Annotated in this window: 16 protein-coding genes; 8 read left to right on the plus strand and 8 right to left on the minus strand. The window is 66.7% G+C overall.

Annotation, left to right across the window (positions count from 1 at the left end; all coding sequences use genetic code 11):
• Positions 1-4: 4 nt before the first annotated feature.
• A complete protein-coding gene (locus tag FXO18_RS02950) occupies positions 5-622 on the minus strand; it encodes an MBL fold metallo-hydrolase (RefSeq protein ID WP_149359559.1) in 618 nt (205 codons plus the stop codon).
• 49 nt (positions 623-671) lie between these two features.
• On the opposite strand from FXO18_RS02950, the gene FXO18_RS02955 reads away from it, so the two are divergent.
• A complete protein-coding gene (locus FXO18_RS02955; RefSeq protein ID WP_149359560.1) occupies positions 672-1,280 on the plus strand; it encodes a TetR/AcrR family transcriptional regulator in 609 nt (202 codons plus the stop codon).
• A 270-nt stretch (positions 1,281-1,550) separates the two neighbouring features.
• Here FXO18_RS02955 and FXO18_RS02960 read toward each other — a convergent pair whose 3' ends face one another.
• Positions 1,551-2,483 (minus strand): DUF3048 domain-containing protein, encoded by a 933-nt coding sequence (locus FXO18_RS02960; RefSeq protein ID WP_149359561.1) that lies wholly within the window; start codon positions 2,481-2,483, stop codon positions 1,551-1,553.
• Between the two features lie 282 nt (positions 2,484-2,765).
• Between FXO18_RS02960 and FXO18_RS02965 the strand changes: the two genes are divergently transcribed.
• Complete coding sequence (locus tag FXO18_RS02965) at positions 2,766-4,337, plus strand: SLC13 family permease (protein WP_149359562.1); 1,572 nt, start codon at positions 2,766-2,768, stop codon at positions 4,335-4,337.
• A gap of 12 nt (positions 4,338-4,349) precedes the next feature.
• On the opposite strand, the gene FXO18_RS02970 is transcribed toward FXO18_RS02965, so the two are convergent.
• On the minus strand, positions 4,350-5,933 hold the full coding sequence (locus FXO18_RS02970) for a GMC family oxidoreductase (protein ID WP_149359563.1): 1,584 nt from the start codon (positions 5,931-5,933) through the stop codon (positions 4,350-4,352).
• 29 nt (positions 5,934-5,962) lie between these two features.
• Positions 5,963-7,648 (minus strand): aldehyde dehydrogenase family protein, encoded by a 1,686-nt coding sequence (locus tag FXO18_RS02975; protein ID WP_149359564.1) that lies wholly within the window; start codon positions 7,646-7,648, stop codon positions 5,963-5,965.
• A 252-nt stretch (positions 7,649-7,900) separates the two neighbouring features.
• Between FXO18_RS02975 and FXO18_RS02980 the strand changes: the two genes are divergently transcribed.
• The gene (locus FXO18_RS02980) at positions 7,901-9,478 is read left to right on the plus strand and encodes a BCCT family transporter (protein WP_149359565.1); all 1,578 of its coding nucleotides are present in this window, start codon (positions 7,901-7,903) and stop codon (positions 9,476-9,478) included.
• Between the two features lie 25 nt (positions 9,479-9,503).
• Here the strand turns inward: FXO18_RS02980 and FXO18_RS02985 are convergent, their stop codons facing one another.
• Positions 9,504-9,902, minus strand: a complete 399-nt coding sequence (locus FXO18_RS02985; protein ID WP_149359566.1) for a DUF2237 family protein — start codon at positions 9,900-9,902, stop codon at positions 9,504-9,506.
• A 128-nt stretch (positions 9,903-10,030) separates the two neighbouring features.
• Between FXO18_RS02985 and FXO18_RS02990 the strand changes: the two genes are divergently transcribed.
• The gene (locus FXO18_RS02990) at positions 10,031-10,423 is read left to right on the plus strand and encodes a DUF4383 domain-containing protein (RefSeq protein ID WP_149359567.1); all 393 of its coding nucleotides are present in this window, start codon (positions 10,031-10,033) and stop codon (positions 10,421-10,423) included.
• A 55-nt stretch (positions 10,424-10,478) separates the two neighbouring features.
• On the opposite strand, the gene FXO18_RS02995 is transcribed toward FXO18_RS02990, so the two are convergent.
• Positions 10,479-11,075 carry a septum formation family protein gene (locus tag FXO18_RS02995; protein ID WP_149359568.1) on the minus strand — a complete coding sequence of 199 codons (597 nt, stop codon included), beginning with the start codon at positions 11,073-11,075 and terminating at the stop codon, positions 10,479-10,481.
• 85 nt (positions 11,076-11,160) lie between these two features.
• Positions 11,161-11,622, minus strand: a complete 462-nt coding sequence (locus tag FXO18_RS03000; RefSeq protein WP_149359569.1) for an SRPBCC family protein — start codon at positions 11,620-11,622, stop codon at positions 11,161-11,163.
• Between the two features lie 284 nt (positions 11,623-11,906).
• On the opposite strand from FXO18_RS03000, the gene FXO18_RS03005 reads away from it, so the two are divergent.
• Genes FXO18_RS03005 through FXO18_RS03015 form a run of 3 tightly spaced genes read left to right on the plus strand, consistent with a single transcriptional unit; the run spans position 11,907 to position 14,935 of the window.
• Positions 11,907-12,227, plus strand: coding sequence for a 2Fe-2S iron-sulfur cluster-binding protein (locus FXO18_RS03005; protein ID WP_149359570.1), 321 nt, complete (start codon positions 11,907-11,909; stop codon positions 12,225-12,227).
• Positions 12,228-12,262: 35 nt separating this feature from the next.
• Complete coding sequence (locus FXO18_RS03010; RefSeq protein ID WP_149359571.1) at positions 12,263-13,678, plus strand: cytochrome P450; 1,416 nt, start codon at positions 12,263-12,265, stop codon at positions 13,676-13,678.
• A 3-nt stretch (positions 13,679-13,681) separates the two neighbouring features.
• Positions 13,682-14,935, plus strand: a complete 1,254-nt coding sequence (locus FXO18_RS03015; protein WP_149359572.1) for an NAD(P)/FAD-dependent oxidoreductase — start codon at positions 13,682-13,684, stop codon at positions 14,933-14,935.
• Between the two features lie 7 nt (positions 14,936-14,942).
• Here the strand turns inward: FXO18_RS03015 and FXO18_RS03020 are convergent, their stop codons facing one another.
• The gene (locus FXO18_RS03020) at positions 14,943-15,698 is read right to left on the minus strand and encodes a uracil-DNA glycosylase (protein WP_149359573.1); all 756 of its coding nucleotides are present in this window, start codon (positions 15,696-15,698) and stop codon (positions 14,943-14,945) included.
• Between the two features lie 109 nt (positions 15,699-15,807).
• Here FXO18_RS03020 and FXO18_RS03025 point away from each other — a divergent pair, with 109 nt between their 5' ends.
• Complete coding sequence (locus FXO18_RS03025; protein WP_149359574.1) at positions 15,808-16,059, plus strand: antitoxin; 252 nt, start codon at positions 15,808-15,810, stop codon at positions 16,057-16,059.
• Positions 16,060-16,111: the final 52 nt, after the last annotated feature.

The raw sequence follows: 16,111 nt of genomic DNA on the forward strand, positions 1-16,111 counted from the left end.
CCAGCTAGGCCAATGCGCGGCGAGCCTGCTCGATGCACTCCGGCCAGGGACGATCGAGCGTCATCACTCCACTGTCGCCGACAAAAGCGCTTGAGATGACGATGTCGGGCTCGAGGCGGGCAAGCTCGGTGAGAGTCTTGTCCAGCGCTGCACGGTCGCTGAAGCCCGGTATGTAGCCAGGCGCCCAGGAGCCATTGCGCAGGTACACGGTGTCGCCGGTGAACAGGTATTTCCCGCTGGCACCGTGGGCGAGGTAGCACGTGCTGCCAGGTGTGTGGCCCGGCGTGGGGATAACCTCAAGCACGCTGCCGACGACGTGCGCGGTGGTGAACGGATCGTCCACGGTCAATCCGGCGAGGTGGGCCTCCGAGGCGTGCAGGTGCAGGGTGGATCCGAACCGATTCCTGATGGTTCGGAGCGACGGCGCGATCTCGTCCTGATGGCTGAGGTAGTGGCGCGCCACTCCTCCGAGCCGCGCCATGTGGTCGATCTCGTGGTCGTGGGTCGTGTTGTAGAACAGGATGTTTCCCACCGGCGATGTCCACAGGTAGGCATGGGTGGTCAGTCCCGGGGCGGGTTGCTCGGTGCCGGTCTCCCAGAGGTCCGGCTCGATCTGCTTCATCTCGGCCTCCATTCCATTACGTTACGTAGTGTAACGCTACAATGGGTGCATGACCACCCCAGGACGCCCGCGCGACCGCAATCTCGATTCCGCCATCCTGACGGCAACCCTCGAGCTGTTGGCCGAGCGCGGCTACCTCGAGCTCTCCCTTGAAGAGGTCGCCCACCGCGCGGGAACCTCGCGGCCGGCAATCTACCGGCGATGGCCGGGGCGCGCGCCGCTCGCCCTCGCCGCCATCGCGGACCGCCTCGACACACCTGCACCGCCGGACACCGGCTGCACCCTGTGCGACCTCAGCGAAGGCATCGAGGTCTTTCTCGCCGCGTATCGCACGATCCGCCCCGACGTGCTGAGCTCAGTGTTCGCTGACTGTTCTGCCGAACCGAGCCTGCGCGACCTCTACATCGAGGCCATCGTCGAGCCACCCCGGCGGGCAGTCGCGCACACGCTCGACATCGCCATCGAGCGCGGCGACATCCGCAGCGACGCCGACCGGGACGGCCTCCTCGATATGCTGGCATCGGTCGTCCACTACCGTGCCGTCTTCCAGTCCCGCCACCTGACCGAGGAGGACGCCGCGGCGGTCGTCGAGACGCTCCTGCGCGGCGCAGCCGTCGACTACCCAGCCCTCGTGGAGCACAGCGCGACGCACCACTGAACGCGGCTCGGCTATTGGCGCGGTCGGCTCACGCATCGTCCGAGCGGAAGCATTCGCGGCGCACCGCTCGAACGCCTGCCGTGCAGGAGCTGCGCCGATCGAGGCCCCCTGCTGGTGGCGCAGAACCGCCGGGCGCGACTGGGCGGGCATGGCTCGTCAGCATTGATCATGGACACGCTGAATACGACGTACCGGTCATCCCCTGCGGTTCCACTCGACTCGCACTGTGACGGGCAACACACAGACTGCGTCGCTAGCCAGCCGGAGCCGCTATGCGTCCGGGACGAGGAAGATCCAGGTCGTGCCCTCCGCGAGCGGCAGATCCTGGCCCGTAGCGCTGGCGAACCGGAAAGGAGCGGTCGCGGACGGGCGCACCCAGCGCCCCTCGAACCGCTGCCCATCGCGCAGGATCGTCGCGTCGCCCGACCCTGTGGTGCGCGCCTCCGGGGAGCCGAGCAGCCCATCGCGGACCGGCACCCGCGCGATGGCCACGTTCTCGACCGCGAGCTCCCCACCGTCGACCGTCGAGAACGGCTGCCCATCCACACTGATCGCCCACGCCGCCGCGCCATCGTCCCAAGCGAGCCGGTAGGACGCGCGCTCATACACCACATCCTCGGCCGCGGTCGGCGCACCACCACCGGGCAGCTCGCCGGTGTCCACCAGCGGCCGCGCGGGCCCCACCACCGGCTGCGGCAGATCGCCCGGGCGCACGTACAGGTTGTGCGGGGCGGCGCGGCTCCCATCGCGGAAGTAAGCGCCCGCCGCGCTAGCCTCAGTAGCGTTGATCAGCGGCGCATCGTTGAATCGCTCCAGCACCTCGCGGGCCGCGCCCGAATATGCGAACGTCGGCTCCCCGAACTGCTTCAGCAGGTCGAGGTCCGTGATGCGCGCGCTGCGCACCGGCCCCACGACGTCGGGAAACGGTGCTTCCAGAACCGTCATCAACCGCGTCAGCCCACCCTCCACCGGTTCCACGATGACGAGCGAAGCGTCCTGCACACCGGACTGGGGCCGGGCAGCCGCGACATTATCGATCTTCACCACCACGACCGGGGCAGGTGGGGCGGGAGCCACCGTGGACGGCAGCGGCGCCGCCGAGGTCGTGACCGGAGCCTCGATCGGGCCCTGCCCGCACGACGCCATCGCCAGCACACCCAATAGACCGACCGCCGCAGCGGCCCCACGCGCAACCCGGAGCATGCGACATTCCTACCAGGTGCGGGGTGCGCGGGCGGGCGATCGTGGCCGGTGTCGGCCGGTGAATCCGATTGCTCGGCAGCCAAAAGCACCTCGCATCGCCAAACGCGATAGAAGATCCGCTGGTTCGGGGCCCGCTTCTATCGCGTTTGCGGCTGGCCGCGCTGCCGGACCGAGCCACCACGCCGGACCGAGCCACCACGCTGGGCCGCGCCACCGAACCGCCAGCCCCCTTTGTTCGCGATTCCAGCCACCCCGCGGTCACTGGAGTCGCACGATTATGGAATGACGAGCACGCAGTCCATGCCTTCGGTCTCGCAGTCCACGCCCTCGCCTGGCCGTTTGTGGGCGGGCAGGTTCGGTGGCCCAGCCCTCGCGCTGGTGGCGTACTTCGCGATCCCGGACCATCCGGATCTGTCCCTGGCCGGGCGCACGGTGGCGGCGGTGGCAGTGCTGATGGCGGTGTGGTGGATGACGGAGTCCTTGCCGCTCCCCGCGACCGCGCTGGTGCCGATCGTGGCGTTCCCGTTGCTCGATGTCCGGCCGATCAGCGAGGCGACAGCACCGTACGCCTCGCCGACGATCTTTCTGTTCATGGGTGGCTTCATGATTGCTCTGGCCATGCAGCGGTGGAACCTTCACAAGCGGATCGCGTTGCATACCGTGCGGATCGTGGGCACCCGGCCGCGGCAGATCGTGCTGGGCATGATGGTGGCAACAGCGTTCCTGAGCATGTGGGTATCGAACACGGCGACGACGTTGATGATGCTGCCGATCGCGGTGTCGGTGCTCGCGCTGGTGGCAAGCGATGACGCGGAGAACGGTCCGGCAGCGGCGATGGCAGATCGCGATACGCGCAACTTCGCGGTGGGCCTGATGCTGGCGATCGCCTACGCGGCGTCGGTGGGCGGTCTTGCCACCATCATCGGCAGCCCGCCGAACGCGATCATGGTGGCGTTCGTGGAGGAGGAGTACGGCATCTCGATCAGCTTCGCGGACTGGATGAAGATGGGCCTGCCGCTGTCGGTGGTGTTCCTGGTCATCGTCTGGGTGCTGCTGACCCGGGTGATCTATCGCAGTGATCTGACGGAGATCGCGGGCGGGCGCTCGATGATCCGGTCGCAGTTGACGGGGCTGGGCTCGATGTCGAGGGGCGAGTGGAACGTGCTGGTCGTGTTCGTGACGGCCGCGCTGCTGTGGGTGTTCCGCGAGCCGCTCGCCGAGGTGGACGCGCTGGTGTCGGTGCTGCCGTTCCTGGCGAACCTGTCCGATCCGGCGATCGCGATCGGGGCCGCGTTGATCCTGTTCCTGCTGCCGGCGGAGCATCGCCAGCCCGAGGACGGGGATGGCAGCGCGGAGTGGGTGTCGACGCTGGATTGGCGGACCGCGCAGACCGGCATCCCATGGGGCGTGCTGCTGCTCTTCGGCGGCGGGCTGAGCCTCGCGGGGGCGGTTTCGGGCACGGGACTCGATGAGTACATCGGCACGCAGGTGAGCGGGCTCGGCACGCTGCCGATCGTGCTGATCGTGGCGGGGGTGTGCGCGATCGTACTGCTGCTGACGGAACTGACGTCGAACACCGCGACCGCGGCGACGTTCCTGCCGGTGCTCGGTGGCGTGGCGCTCGGTATCGGGCTCGACCCGATGCTGCTGCTCGCCCCAGCCGTGCTGGCCGCCTCGTGCGCGTTCATGCTGCCGGTAGCGACACCTCCGAATGCCATCGTCTTCGGCTCGGGCCATGTGACGATCGGGCAGATGATGCGCGCCGGGATCTGGCTGAACATCATCGGCGTCGTGCTCATCACCGTGCTGGTGTTCGCGCTGGGCGGCTGGGCACTCGGCATCGAGTTCGGCTAGCGCTCAGGCCTTCTACCCCGCGATGAGGTCGGCGGCCTTCTCCCCGATCATGACGCTCGGGGCGTGGGTGTGGCCGCGGATGATGGTCGGCATGATCGAGGCATCAGCGATGCGGAGGCCGTCGACTCCTCGGACGCGCAGCTCGGGGTCGACGACGCTGTGGTCGTCGCGGCCCATGCGGCACGTGCCGACGGGGTGGTAGAGGGTGTGGGCGTAGTGCTCGAGGGCGAGGCGGAGAACCTCCTCGAGGGGCGTGCCGGGCTCGGCGAGTGGCTGGAGATAGTTGCCGAGGTGCCGGGCCAGAGGCGCGGTGCCAGCGATGGCGGCACAGGCACGGAGGCCCTCCATGATCGCGGCGCGATCGATGCCATCCGGGTCGCTGAGGTACCGGGGGTCGATCAGCGGCTTGGCGAGCGGGTCCGAGGAGGAGAGCGTGATCTCGCCGCGGCTGCGGGGGGTGAGCAGCACCGTGCCGAAGGTCGCGCAATGCCCATTGTGCTGGAACAGTCCTTCGCGGAGGAAAGGGGCCGGCGCGAAGAGCAGCTCGAGGTCGGCTAGCTCGAGAGTGTCGTTGCTGCGGATGAAGCCGTAGGCCTCGGCTACGTTCGAGGTCAGCATGCCACGGCGGGCGGCGAGGTAGGAGATGAGCTGGCGGGGCGTCTCGGCGTCCGCGAGCGTGTCGCTATCGGCCTCGTAGGAGAGCACGGCCACGAGGTGGTCCTGGAGGTTGCGCCCTACCTCGGGGCTGTGGTGCACGACGGTCACGCCGTGATGGGTCAGCTGGTCGGAATCACCAATGCCCGAGAGCATCAGCAGCTGGGGGGTATTGATGGCTCCGCCGCAGAGGATGACCTCGCGCCCGGCGTTGATCTGGCATTGCTGGCCCAGGTGGAGGTAGTCGACACCGGTGGCGCGGGTGCCGGTGAAGCGGACGCGAGTGGCGTGGGCATCCGTGATGATAGTGAGGTTGCGCCGCTTGGCGGCGGGCCGCAGGTAGGCATCGGCCGTGCTGTGGCGGGCACCGCGCTTCTGGGTGACCATCGTCCGGGCGAAGCCGTCGGGCTGGTACTGGTTGGCCCGCTCGACGCGATGCCCGAGCGCAGTGACGGCTTGCAAGTAGTCCTCGGTCATGGGGCGCGGGCTGCGCTGCCGGGAGATGTGCAGCGGCCCATCGGCGCCGTCGCCGGGCGGGGTAGCTCCCTCGACGTGCTCGATGCGCTGGAAGTACGGCAGGAGCTTCTGGAACGACCAGTCCTCGCCGGCGGTGCTGGCCCACTGGTCGTAGTCGGCGGCGTAGCCGCGCACCCACATCATGGCGTTCATCGACGAGCTGCCGCCGAGGGTCTTGCCGCGCGGCCAGTAGATCTTGCGCCCGGCGAGCCCAGGCTGGGAGGCGGTGCTGTAGTCCCAGTCGTACTCGCTTCGGAAGAGCTTGGAGAACGCGGCGGGGATGTGGATGAACTGGTTGTCATCGGGTGGGCCGGCCTCGAGCAGCGCCACAGTAGTACCGGGCTTCTCGCTGAGCCGGGCGGCTAGGGCCGCTCCGGCGGACCCGGCGCCCACGATGACGTAATCGACGGTGATGAGCGTGCTCATTCTGGTGCTCCTGTTGGGCGCGGTCGGGTTTATCCGCGCAGGGCGGAGGCGAAGATTCCGGGCAGCTTGGCCCAGGACTTGTTCGCGGCGAACGCAGTGAGCCGTCGCCCAGTAGTGGCGGCGGTGCGATTGGTCACGAACCAGGGTGGCCGGGGGCTGAGGGCGAGCTCGCCGCGCAGCAGGGAGCGGGGCGCGGGCCGGAACGGGCCGTTGACGACGGTGCGCTCGGGCTGCGCGAGCAGCAATGCGTTATGCACGACTCCCATGCCGGATTGGACGTCGTTGAGCGTGTGGCCGGGGAAGGCACCCCAGGTGGCGCGGGCGGTGAGGTAGCCGACGCCGGTCCAGGCGTTGATGGCGATGGTGCCGTAGCGCAGTTCCTCGATGGCCTTGTCGAATCGCTCTCCGAGGTCCCGGCGGGTGCGGGGGTGGATGATGATGTTCGCGCCGAGCGTGCCGACGAGGTGCTCGTTGGCGAACGCGACCGCCGCATCAAGGTATTCGGCGGCATCGCCGGGGAGCTCGCTGACGGCGAGGACGGGCGCGAAGTATTCAGTGGTGAGCGCGGGCGAGTCCGCTTCGATGCCGGTGGCGAGCACGCGCTCCCCGATGCGGATGGATCCGGCGAGGGTGCCGAGGGCCGAGGCGATGCGGTCGCCGCTGCCGGGGTAGTACGCGGTGCGGACGGGAGCGTCGACGAGGACGGAGCGCACCTCGGCGAGGAACGCGTCCTTCTGCTCCCACTCGGCCGGCACGACGAGCACCTGCGCGGCGATGCAGTTGTAGCCGTTGTTGTGGAGTCGCTGGGTGACCACGTGCTCGGCCTGGTAGCGCAGGTCTGCATCACTCCACTCGCCGGGAACGATGATCACCGGGGATACTCCGCCGAGCTCGCTGCTGATCGGCTTGGCGAGCACGGGGTCGTTGCTGGCCTTGCGGCGCGCGCCCTCCTCGCCGGTGCCGAACACGATGGCGTCGTGGGTGGCGGCGCTGCCGGTCATGTGGACGTGGCTGATCTGCTCGTGATTGGCGAGGTAGCCGCCCACGTCGGCGCCGCCGAGCACGATGCGCACCACGCCGAGGTCGATGAGCGGGCGCAGGGCCTTCTCGAGCACCGGCAGCATCGGATCGGTGATGGGGTTGAGCTTGAGGATTGCTACGCGGTTGTGCGCGAACAGCTCGTAGAGCACATCGAGCGGCGCGATGGAGGTGATGTTTCCCGCGCCGAGCACGAGGCCGGTGCCACCAGTCTCGGTGGGTGTGAGCTGGGCGAGCCCAGCGGTGCGGATCGCGGTCTGCTCGTCGATGCCGGGGCGCAGCCACACCTCGGCGTGGAAGCCATTGAGCAGCAATGCGTTGGCGAGCTCGTAGGGCAGCACATCGACGGCTATGCGCCCGCCGGGGGCATCGTGGATGTGCTTGGGGTCGAGCGGGCTGCGGCCCTGCTCGATCGCGTGGAGGGATTCCGCGAGGGCAGTAGTGGCGGTCAGCACCGGGTAGGGGCCGGACATCCATTCCTCGCCGATGAGCGGGGAGCCCTCGGGGAGGCCCTTGATGCGGGCGGCGGTGGCCACCCATTCGTTCGCTGCGGCGGCCACGCTCGCGTGGACCTGCTCAAGCAGCTCCCGGCGCCGGCGAACGGGCGTCGATGACCAGAGCTTCTCCCCCGCGGCAAGCTCGTCGAGAAGATCATCCAGGTGTGCGGGAATGGGCATGGTCAACCTCGTCTCGCCCCGGCCCTGTCATGGCCGGGCATCGCTGCATCGTATTGCCGCTACCGTACTCCGGCTGGCCCTTGGCGGGGCGGACTTGGTGAGCGTCCCAGCACGCCGCGCCGAATAATAGTTCGCGTAAAAAGTAGTGTGTTTCCGGTCACAGAGTGTCATGATTGATCTTGAGCCGCAATGAACCGAGAGCTTTATCGACAGAGCCGTCCGACCACGCTACTTCGGTGAGGAAGTGCCGCCATGCTCAGGAAAATGCACGATCGGCTCGGCTTGCAGACCGATCCCACGATCTTCTTCGTCTCCGGCGGCCTGGTCCTCGGGTTCGTCGCGGTCGCCATCGCTTTCACCGATTTCATCGACAGTGTGTTCACCGCGGCCCGCGACTGGCTGCTGACCTCGCTGGGCTGGTTCTACATCCTGGGCGTCACCTCGTTCCTGATCTTCCTCATCTGGATCGCGCTGAGCAAGTTCGGGCACGTGCGGCTCGGTGGCGCGGACGAGAAGCCCGAGTTCGGCACCGCCACCTGGTTCGCGATGCTGTTCGCTGCTGGCATCGGCACGATCCTGATGTTCTGGGGCGTGGCCGAGCCGATCAATCACTACGCCAATCCCCCGCGCGCCGACGTGGAGCCCGAGTCCCTGGCGGCCATGGAAGAGGCGATGGGCTTCACCCTGTACCACTTCGGCCTGCACACCTGGACGATCTTCTGCCTGCCCGCCCTCGCGTTCTCCTACTTCGTGTACAAGCGCGGACTCCCGATGCGCGTGTCGTCGATCTTCTACCCGCTGCTGGGCGAGCGCATCCACCAGTGGCCCGGCAAGGCCATCGACATCCTCGCGGTCATCGGCACCCTGTTCGGCGTGGCCACCTCGATCGGCCTGGGCACCCTGCAGATCAACGCTGGCCTCAACAGCCTGTTCGGCGTGCCGATGGGCAAGCCCGCCCAGGTGATCCTCATCGCGATCATCACGCTGATCGCCATCGGCTCGGTGATGCTGGGCCTCGACAAGGGCATCAAGCGGCTGTCGAACATCAACATCACCATGGCCGTGGGCCTGCTCATCTTCATCTTCCTCACCGGCTCCACGCTGTATCTCGCCAAGGGCATCATCGAGACGACTGGCACCTACCTCGAATGGCTGGTGCCGCTCGCGTTCTGGACCGATGCCTCCAACGTCAACCCGGGCTGGCAGGGCAACTGGACGGTGTTCTACTGGGCATGGACCATCACCTGGGCGCCGTTCGTGGGCATCTTCATCGCCCGCATCTCCAAGGGCCGCACCATCCGGGAGTTCGTCGGTGGCGTGCTCGCCCTGCCCACGGCGTTCTCCATCGTCTGGTTCTCCATCTTCGGGCTCTCCTCGTTCGACATCGAGCGCAACCAGGAGGGCACGCTCGTGCAGGAAGTCGTCGAGGAGAACGACATCCCCGGCGCCTTGTTCGCCTTCCTCGAGAACTTCCCTCTCACTACGCTGATCGCATCGATCTCGGTGCTGATCGTCGTCATCTTCTTCACCACGTCCTCGGACTCGGCCTCCCTGGTGGTGGACATGCTGTGCACCGGCGAATCGGAGGCGGGGCCCGTCCGCCAGCGCGTGTTCTGGGCAGCACTCGAAGGAGTCGTCGGCGCCACCCTGCTCGCCGCGGCGGCGGGAACCAACGGGCTCGACGCCTTGCAACAGGTGATCACGGTGATCGGTCTACCGTTCTTCCTCATCGGTTTCGTGATGATCTACAGTCTCGTCAAGGCGCTCAACGAGGATCATGTGTCCACGGGATCACCCGTGAGGGAACGCAAGCACGCCAATCTGAACTAGGCGGTGCGGCCAGGGCGGCGCGTGCCTAGGACGGGTCGCCGAGGCCGCTGATATCGCCCGGCACGTCCACTGCGTGCTCGCGAAGCACCTCGAGCGGCACTATGTCGAGGACACGCTCATGGGAAGCGGCCAGGACGACCGGGGCAGCTGCCCCGTCCTCGTGGGCGCGCAGCCAGTTCCGTGCCGTCACGCACCACCGGTCCCCCGGCTGCAGGCCCGGGAAGCCGTACACCGGCATCGGCCGGGTCAGGTCATTGCCGATCGACCGCTGATGGTCCAGGAACTCGCGCGTGACCACCGCGCAGATCGTGTGGCTGCCCAGGTCCTCATCGCCGGTGCTGCAGCATCCATCGCGGTAGAAGCCGGTCACGGGATCGGTGCCGCATTCCTCCAGCTCGCTGCCGAGCACATTGTTGTCCGCCATGCACCCAGTATGCCGATGGCGCGTCCATTGCCCATGCTGCCGCGCTGTAACGCGAGCACCCCGTGCAGCGTCTGTAGACCTAGGCGCCCCGTTGACGGAGCGGGGCATGGGAATCATCAGGAGCAAGCATGTCCATCAATCGGGTATTCGCCTACATCTCCGCCGCGATCTATCTGGCCGCGGGAGTCGTTGGCTTCCTCATCACTGGGTTCGACGATTTCGCGGGACAGACCGACGAGAAGATCCTGTTCCTCGCCGTCAACCCGCTGCATAATCTCGTGCACATCGCGCTAGGGCTCGCCTGGCTCGCTGCTGCACAGGTCCCGGCCGTCACTCGCACCGCGAACATGCTCCTCGGGGCTGGTCTGCTGGGCGCGTTCGTGCTCGGGGTCGCGGGGGCTGCCGAGTTCCTCAACATCACCTCGGTGACCGAGCCGGACAACGCGCTGCACCTTGTGTACGGCATCGCGAGCATCGTGATCGGCTGGCGGGCTGACCGCCGATCGGCCGTCACGGCGTAGGCGCACGGCACGCGCGGCTCGAGCGTGGGCTGGCGCGGCTCGCGGAGGATGCCCGCTATTCAGCAGCGTCGCGGGCCGTGCCGGTCATCTCCCCCTCGGGGTCGAAGAGCATGCAGACTACTTCCCGGTCACCGTCGGCCCAGGAGGACTCCGTCGGGTAGAGGTAGGACATGTAGTAGCGGGAGTCGAGATAGTCGATGCCTACGAAAGGCTCGAACTCGTCGTAGCACTCGGCCTCGACCTGCTCGATCAGCTGCTCCTCCGCCGGGAAGGGACCGTCCGGGAGGTCAACGAGGGCATAGACCTCCCGGCCGTGCGGCGCCGCGCACGGCACCACGCCAACCGATTCCACCTGGCTCTCGGTGGAGCTCTCCGCGAGGCAATCGCCGACCCGCAGCTTGAACGCAGAGACCTCGTTGGCCTCGATCGGCTCTGGCTCGGCCTGGCGACCGAAAGACTCCTTGGCGGCATCGGCATCGCCGCCCGCCACTGGAGCCCGGGTTTCCGCTTGATCCGGCCCGGCAGTTGGCTCATCGCCGGAATCCGTTCCGAGCGAGAACGAGCACGCCGACGCCGTCAGCCCGACGGCAACTGTCGTTGCAGCCAGGGCGCTCTGGGCGAGGGACCGTCGAAGAAGGGGGACAACAGCCATGGCGGCCTCCTGGCCGTTCGAGGGCTTGCGAGGAGCTTGTGCTGCCTGTGGGTGAATAATATCGTCCGCCTCGCGCCCTTGCCCGCTATGTCGCTCTTTCCGCAGCCCGCGCGATGCTGTCGAGATCCTTCTCCATGGCCTTGCGGGTGATGGAGGTTCCGAGCCGCACCATGGCCTTGTCGGCGAGCTTGCGAAGCCCCCGCCGCTCGGGCATCGTCGCGGAGAATCGCATCGTCACGGCGGTCCCCCCATCGCTATCAGCGAGCTCGAACTCGGTCTCGTAGCGCACCGTGCCATGCTCGGCGCCGATCACGGTGCGCCGCGGCGGCTCGACCTCGGTGACCCACATCTCCTCGCTGGCCTCCCGGCCCATCATCCTGCGGGTCTCCCGCCAGCGGGTACCCACCTCATAGCCGTCCCCACCGAGGCGCTCGATGCGAACAATGCCGTCAAGGACGTCAGCGGCGTTGTCGATATCGGTGATGATCCGCCACACTCGCTCGACCGGTGCATTGATGTGGCGCGTGATGTCGATGCTTGACTCCATGCGCATACGATAGCGACGCAGGGTGACAACTAGGCAGCGCACAGGTCACGGGCGCGCAAGAAGATCGTGTCGAGCATCGATGGGGTCAGCCGACCCGCGACTCGCCGGGCTGCTGCTGATGCTCGGCCACCGCGGCGCCTCACTCCCCCCAGCCACGATCACAAGCCGCGGCACGCTCCTTCGCCGGAGCAACGGCTCCGCCTGCGCACCATCCTTGGTGCAAGATCCGTGAATCTTGACGGTTCCTCGTCCTCGCGCGCACGACGAATCATAGGATAAGGAATATGGGAAAGATCACATTCATTTCACACGACGGCGAAGAGACTGAGGTCGAGATCGTCGAGGGACAGTCGCTGATGCAGCTCGCGACCAATAACGGCCTCGCGGGCATTGATGGCGACTGCGGAGGCGAAGCCGCCTGCGGCACGTGTCACATCATTCTCGAAGCAGAGTGGTACGACAAAACCGGTGAACAGAGCGATGACGAGGCCCAGATGCTCGACCTGACACCTGAGCGGGTTGCCACTTCACGTCTTTCGTGCCAGATCAAGGCCACTGAGGCCATGGACGGGATGATTGTTCATCTCCCCGAATTCCAGATGTAGCCCGGAATTTCCCAGAATACGACGAGGCAGGCGCAATGAACAACATTTTCTCCCCGGTGAAAAACAAAGTTTTCTACCCGGTAAAGAACAAAGTCGAGCAGGTCGTCCCGCTCGATGTACTGGTCAAGGGGTCGCATCTTTACAACAAGGCCCGCCGAGTCATCGACCCGCGTGAGCGCTCGCCCATCTTCGTTGAAACGCCAATCCCTGATGGCGCCACCATTCCACTAGCCGATATCGACATGAGCAACCCGTTCCTGTACCGGCAGGGGCAGTGGGAATCACACTTCAAGCGTCTGCGGGACGAATCCCCGGTGCACCACCAGACGAAGGGGCCGTTCGGCCCGTTCTGGTCGGTCACCCGCTACGAGGACATCCTCGCGATGGACAAGAACCATCACCTGTTCTCGGCCGAGCCCGACATCATCATCGGCAAGTTCCCTGCCGGATTCGACATCAAGATGTTCATCGCCATGGACCCGCCCCAGCACGATATTCAGCGCGCTGCGGTGCAGCCAGTGGTCGCGCCGCAAAATCTCAAGGAATTGGAAGGGCTGATCCGGTCCCGCGTCCAGGAGGTACTCGACGAGCTCCCGGTCGGCGAGCCGTTCGACTGGGTGGACAACGTATCGATCGAGCTGACCGGCCGCATGCTCGCAACGCTGGTCGACTACCCGTATGAGCTCCGGCGCGAGCTCACGGTGATCTCCGACTTGGCTTCGGGCGTGCCGGGCGCGACGGGGGGCACCTCTGACCTCGACGAGGTATTCACCCAGTGCCGACCAATCCTGCGCAGAGTCATGCAGCTTTGGGAACAGAAGAAGGCACGCATCGAGGCGGGCGAGGCTCCCGGATATGACTTGTTCAGCCTGCTGCTGGCCGACGAGAACACGAAGGACATGATCGAGCGCCGTCCGATGGAGTTCCTGGGCAACTGCGTGCTGCTCGTCATCGGCGGCAATGATACGACCCGCAACTCGATGAGCGGTGGCGTATATGCGCTGAACAAGTTCCCGGATGAGTTCGCCAAGCTGAAGGCCAACCCGAAGCTGATCCCGAACATGGTGTCGGAAATAGTCCGCTGGCAGACGCCCTTGGCATATATGGCGCGCCGGGCCAACGAGGACACCGTCCTCGGCGGACAGAATATCAAAAAGGGCGACAAGCTCATCATGTGGTATGCCTCGGCCAACCGCGACGAGCGCCACTTCGACAGCCCGGAAAAGCTCATCATCGACCGCAAGAACGCTCGCAACCACATCGCGTTCGGCTTCGGTGTGCACCGCTGCATGGGCAACCGTCTCGCCGAGATGCAGCTGCGCATCCTCTGGGAGGAGCTTCTCGAGCGGTTCGACGACATCAAGGTCGTCGAGGAGCCCGAGATCGTGCAGTCGACCTTCGTGCGCGGCTACTCGAAGATGATGGTCGAGCTCACCAAGAAGCAGGCCTGACATATGCGAGTGCTGATCATCGGAGCAAGCCACGCTGGCGCGCAAGTGTGCGCCAACCTGCGCCAGGACGGCTGGACCGGGGAAATCCTCGTCATCGGTGACGAGCCGGTCCTGCCGTACCACCGGCCCCCGCTCTCCAAGACGTACCTTGCAGGCAAGACAACGCTTGACGAGCAGCTCATCCGCCCGGCGGCGTACTACGAGAAGCACGACATCAGGTTCCGTGTCGCCCGTGTCGATAGCATCGATCGAGAGGCTCACACCGTCACGCTGTCCGATGGCGAGCAAGTCAGCTACGACAAGCTTGTGCTGTGCGTCGGGGCCCGGCCACGCAGCCTTCCCATCGCAGGTGCTGAGCTGGCCGGAGTGCATTACCTTCGCGATGCCGCCGACATCGAGGCGATCCGTGAAGGCCTGCACGCCAAGGGGCTGCACGCCAGCGGACGCGTCACGATCATCGGCGCTGGTTACATCGGCTTGGAGACGGCCGCATCGCTGCGCCAGCTCGGCGTTGAGGTCACGGTCCTCGAGAGCGCCGATCGTGTGCTCCAGCGGGTCACCGCCCCGGAACTGTCAGAGTTCTACACCCGCGTCCACCGCGAGGAAGGCGTGGACGTGCGCACCGGGGTCACCATCTCGGGCATCGAGGGCGACGAGCACGGGCACGTGCGCGGGGTGCGCCTCGCGGACGGTGAACTCGTTCCCGCCGACCTCGTGATCATCGGCATTGGAATCGTGCCGAACGTGGAGCTCGCCGAAGCTGCCGGCCTGGCCGTGGACAACGGGGTTGTCATCGACGACCACGGGCAGACGAGCGACCCGGACATCTTCGCGGCCGGGGACTGCGCGAGCCACTACCTGGCCCGGTACGGGCGCCAGATCCGCCTCGAGTCGGTGCCCAGCGCCGGGGAACAAGCCAAGGCAGTCGGAGCCAGGATCTGCGACAAGGAGAAGGAGATCAAGGCTCTGCCGTGGTTCTGGTCCGACCAGTACGAGCTCAAGCTACAGATCGCCGGCCTCAATGACGGCTACGACAGCATTGTGTTTCGCGGAGACCCAGCGGCTGGACGTAGCTTCGCTTGTTTCTACTTCAAGCAGGGGCAGATGATTTCCGCCGACTGCGTGAACCACCCGAAAGAGTTCGTTTTCGCGCGGCGCGTCATCGGTGATCAACTGGCCGTTGATCCGGAGAAACTGGCAGATCCGGAGAACTCGCTGAACGACTTGCTGCGCGCGGCACAGGCCGAGCGGGCCTGACGGCGGTCTAGGCCGCGCACAGGTCGCGAGCGCGCAAGAAGATGGCGTCGAGCATCGTGGGGGTCAGTCGGCCCGTGAACGTGTTGTGCTGGCTGGGGTGGAAGCAGCCGACCAGCGTCAACGACCGGCCGTCCGGGTGCTCGACCGGGACCTCCGCCCCGTGGCCGAACCTGGGGCGCGGCCGGGGCACGATCCATCCACCAGCAACGAGGCGGGCGAGCAGGGCCTGCCAGCCGAAGCCACCGAGCACCACCGCCACCCGCAGGGTGGGCGCGAGCAGCTCGAGCTCGCGGGAGAGGTATGCCCCGCACCGGTCCCGCTCGGACGGGGTGGGCTTGTTCGCCGGCGGGGCACAGTGCACCGGGGCCACGAGCCGCGCGCCCAGTAGCTCGAGGCCGTCATCGGCGTGGCGCGCCCAGCCCTGGCTGGCCAGTCCAGCACGGTGCATCGATGCGAACAGGAAGTCCCCGCTCTGGTCGCCGGTGAACATGCGCCCGGTGCGATTGGCGCCATGCGCGGCAGGGGCGAGCCCCACCACAGCGATGGCTGCCGCAGCGTCACCGAATCCCGGCACGGCACGCGCCCAGTAGTCCCAATCGCGGTAGCGCGGCGGCTTCTCGCGGGCGACCTCCTCGCGCCACGCGACGAGCCTCGGGCATGCGCGGCAGGTCGCGATGAGGGTGTCGAGCTCCTCGAGGGACCGTGCATCCTGCGCGCGATCGGGCGCTGCCGCGGGATCAGCGGGCGTGCTGCGCGAGGCCATGCCGCCATCCTGGCATGTCCTCGTGCGGGAGAACAGCGTGAGCACTACGGTAGGCCGTGGAATCCGCGCGAACGATGATGCGCGGCAATCACTATGAATGGAGGCGTCCATGGGATTCGGCGACATGATGAACAAGGCAAAGAACCTGGCTCAGAAGAGCCCGGACAAGGCACGTGCTGCGGTCGACAAGGTGGAGGACACCGTCGATGAGAAGACCGGCGGCAAGTACGGCGACCACATCCGCAAGGGTGGCGATGCCGTAGAGGGCAAGCTCGGCATCTCCGAGCAGGAAGCCGCGGAAGCTGGCAAGGAGCAGGAAGCCGCCAGCGAGGAGCAGCAGTCCGAGGGCGAGAACAAGTAGGCGCCCGCTCAGGGACTTGAGCGCGGGCCCCGGGAATCCCATGATCCCCGGG

The organism is Lolliginicoccus suaedae, from assembly GCF_008312885.1.
Lineage (GTDB): Bacteria > Actinomycetota > Actinomycetes > Mycobacteriales > Mycobacteriaceae > Lolliginicoccus > Lolliginicoccus suaedae.

What these genes read in the sequence shown, in the direction of transcription:
- FXO18_RS02950 (WP_149359559.1), bottom strand. Translation starts at nt 622, where the DNA reads ATGAAGCAGATCGAGCCGGACCTCTGGGAGACCGGCACCGAGCAACCC.
- FXO18_RS02955 (WP_149359560.1), top strand. Translation starts at nt 672, where the DNA reads ATGACCACCCCAGGACGCCCGCGCGACCGCAATCTCGATTCCGCCATC.
- FXO18_RS02960 (WP_149359561.1), bottom strand. Translation starts at nt 2,483, where the DNA reads ATGCTCCGGGTTGCGCGTGGGGCCGCTGCGGCGGTCGGTCTATTGGGT.
- FXO18_RS02965 (WP_149359562.1), top strand. Translation starts at nt 2,766, where the DNA reads ATGACGAGCACGCAGTCCATGCCTTCGGTCTCGCAGTCCACGCCCTCG.
- FXO18_RS02970 (WP_149359563.1), bottom strand. Translation starts at nt 5,933, where the DNA reads ATGAGCACGCTCATCACCGTCGATTACGTCATCGTGGGCGCCGGGTCC.
- FXO18_RS02975 (WP_149359564.1), bottom strand. Translation starts at nt 7,648, where the DNA reads ATGCCCATTCCCGCACACCTGGATGATCTTCTCGACGAGCTTGCCGCG.
- FXO18_RS02980 (WP_149359565.1), top strand. Translation starts at nt 7,901, where the DNA reads ATGCTCAGGAAAATGCACGATCGGCTCGGCTTGCAGACCGATCCCACG.
- FXO18_RS02985 (WP_149359566.1), bottom strand. Translation starts at nt 9,902, where the DNA reads ATGGCGGACAACAATGTGCTCGGCAGCGAGCTGGAGGAATGCGGCACC.
- FXO18_RS02990 (WP_149359567.1), top strand. Translation starts at nt 10,031, where the DNA reads ATGTCCATCAATCGGGTATTCGCCTACATCTCCGCCGCGATCTATCTG.
- FXO18_RS02995 (WP_149359568.1), bottom strand. Translation starts at nt 11,075, where the DNA reads ATGGCTGTTGTCCCCCTTCTTCGACGGTCCCTCGCCCAGAGCGCCCTG.
- FXO18_RS03000 (WP_149359569.1), bottom strand. Translation starts at nt 11,622, where the DNA reads ATGGAGTCAAGCATCGACATCACGCGCCACATCAATGCACCGGTCGAG.
- FXO18_RS03005 (WP_149359570.1), top strand. Translation starts at nt 11,907, where the DNA reads ATGGGAAAGATCACATTCATTTCACACGACGGCGAAGAGACTGAGGTC.
- FXO18_RS03010 (WP_149359571.1), top strand. Translation starts at nt 12,263, where the DNA reads ATGAACAACATTTTCTCCCCGGTGAAAAACAAAGTTTTCTACCCGGTA.
- FXO18_RS03015 (WP_149359572.1), top strand. Translation starts at nt 13,682, where the DNA reads ATGCGAGTGCTGATCATCGGAGCAAGCCACGCTGGCGCGCAAGTGTGC.
- FXO18_RS03020 (WP_149359573.1), bottom strand. Translation starts at nt 15,698, where the DNA reads ATGGCCTCGCGCAGCACGCCCGCTGATCCCGCGGCAGCGCCCGATCGC.
- FXO18_RS03025 (WP_149359574.1), top strand. Translation starts at nt 15,808, where the DNA reads ATGGGATTCGGCGACATGATGAACAAGGCAAAGAACCTGGCTCAGAAG.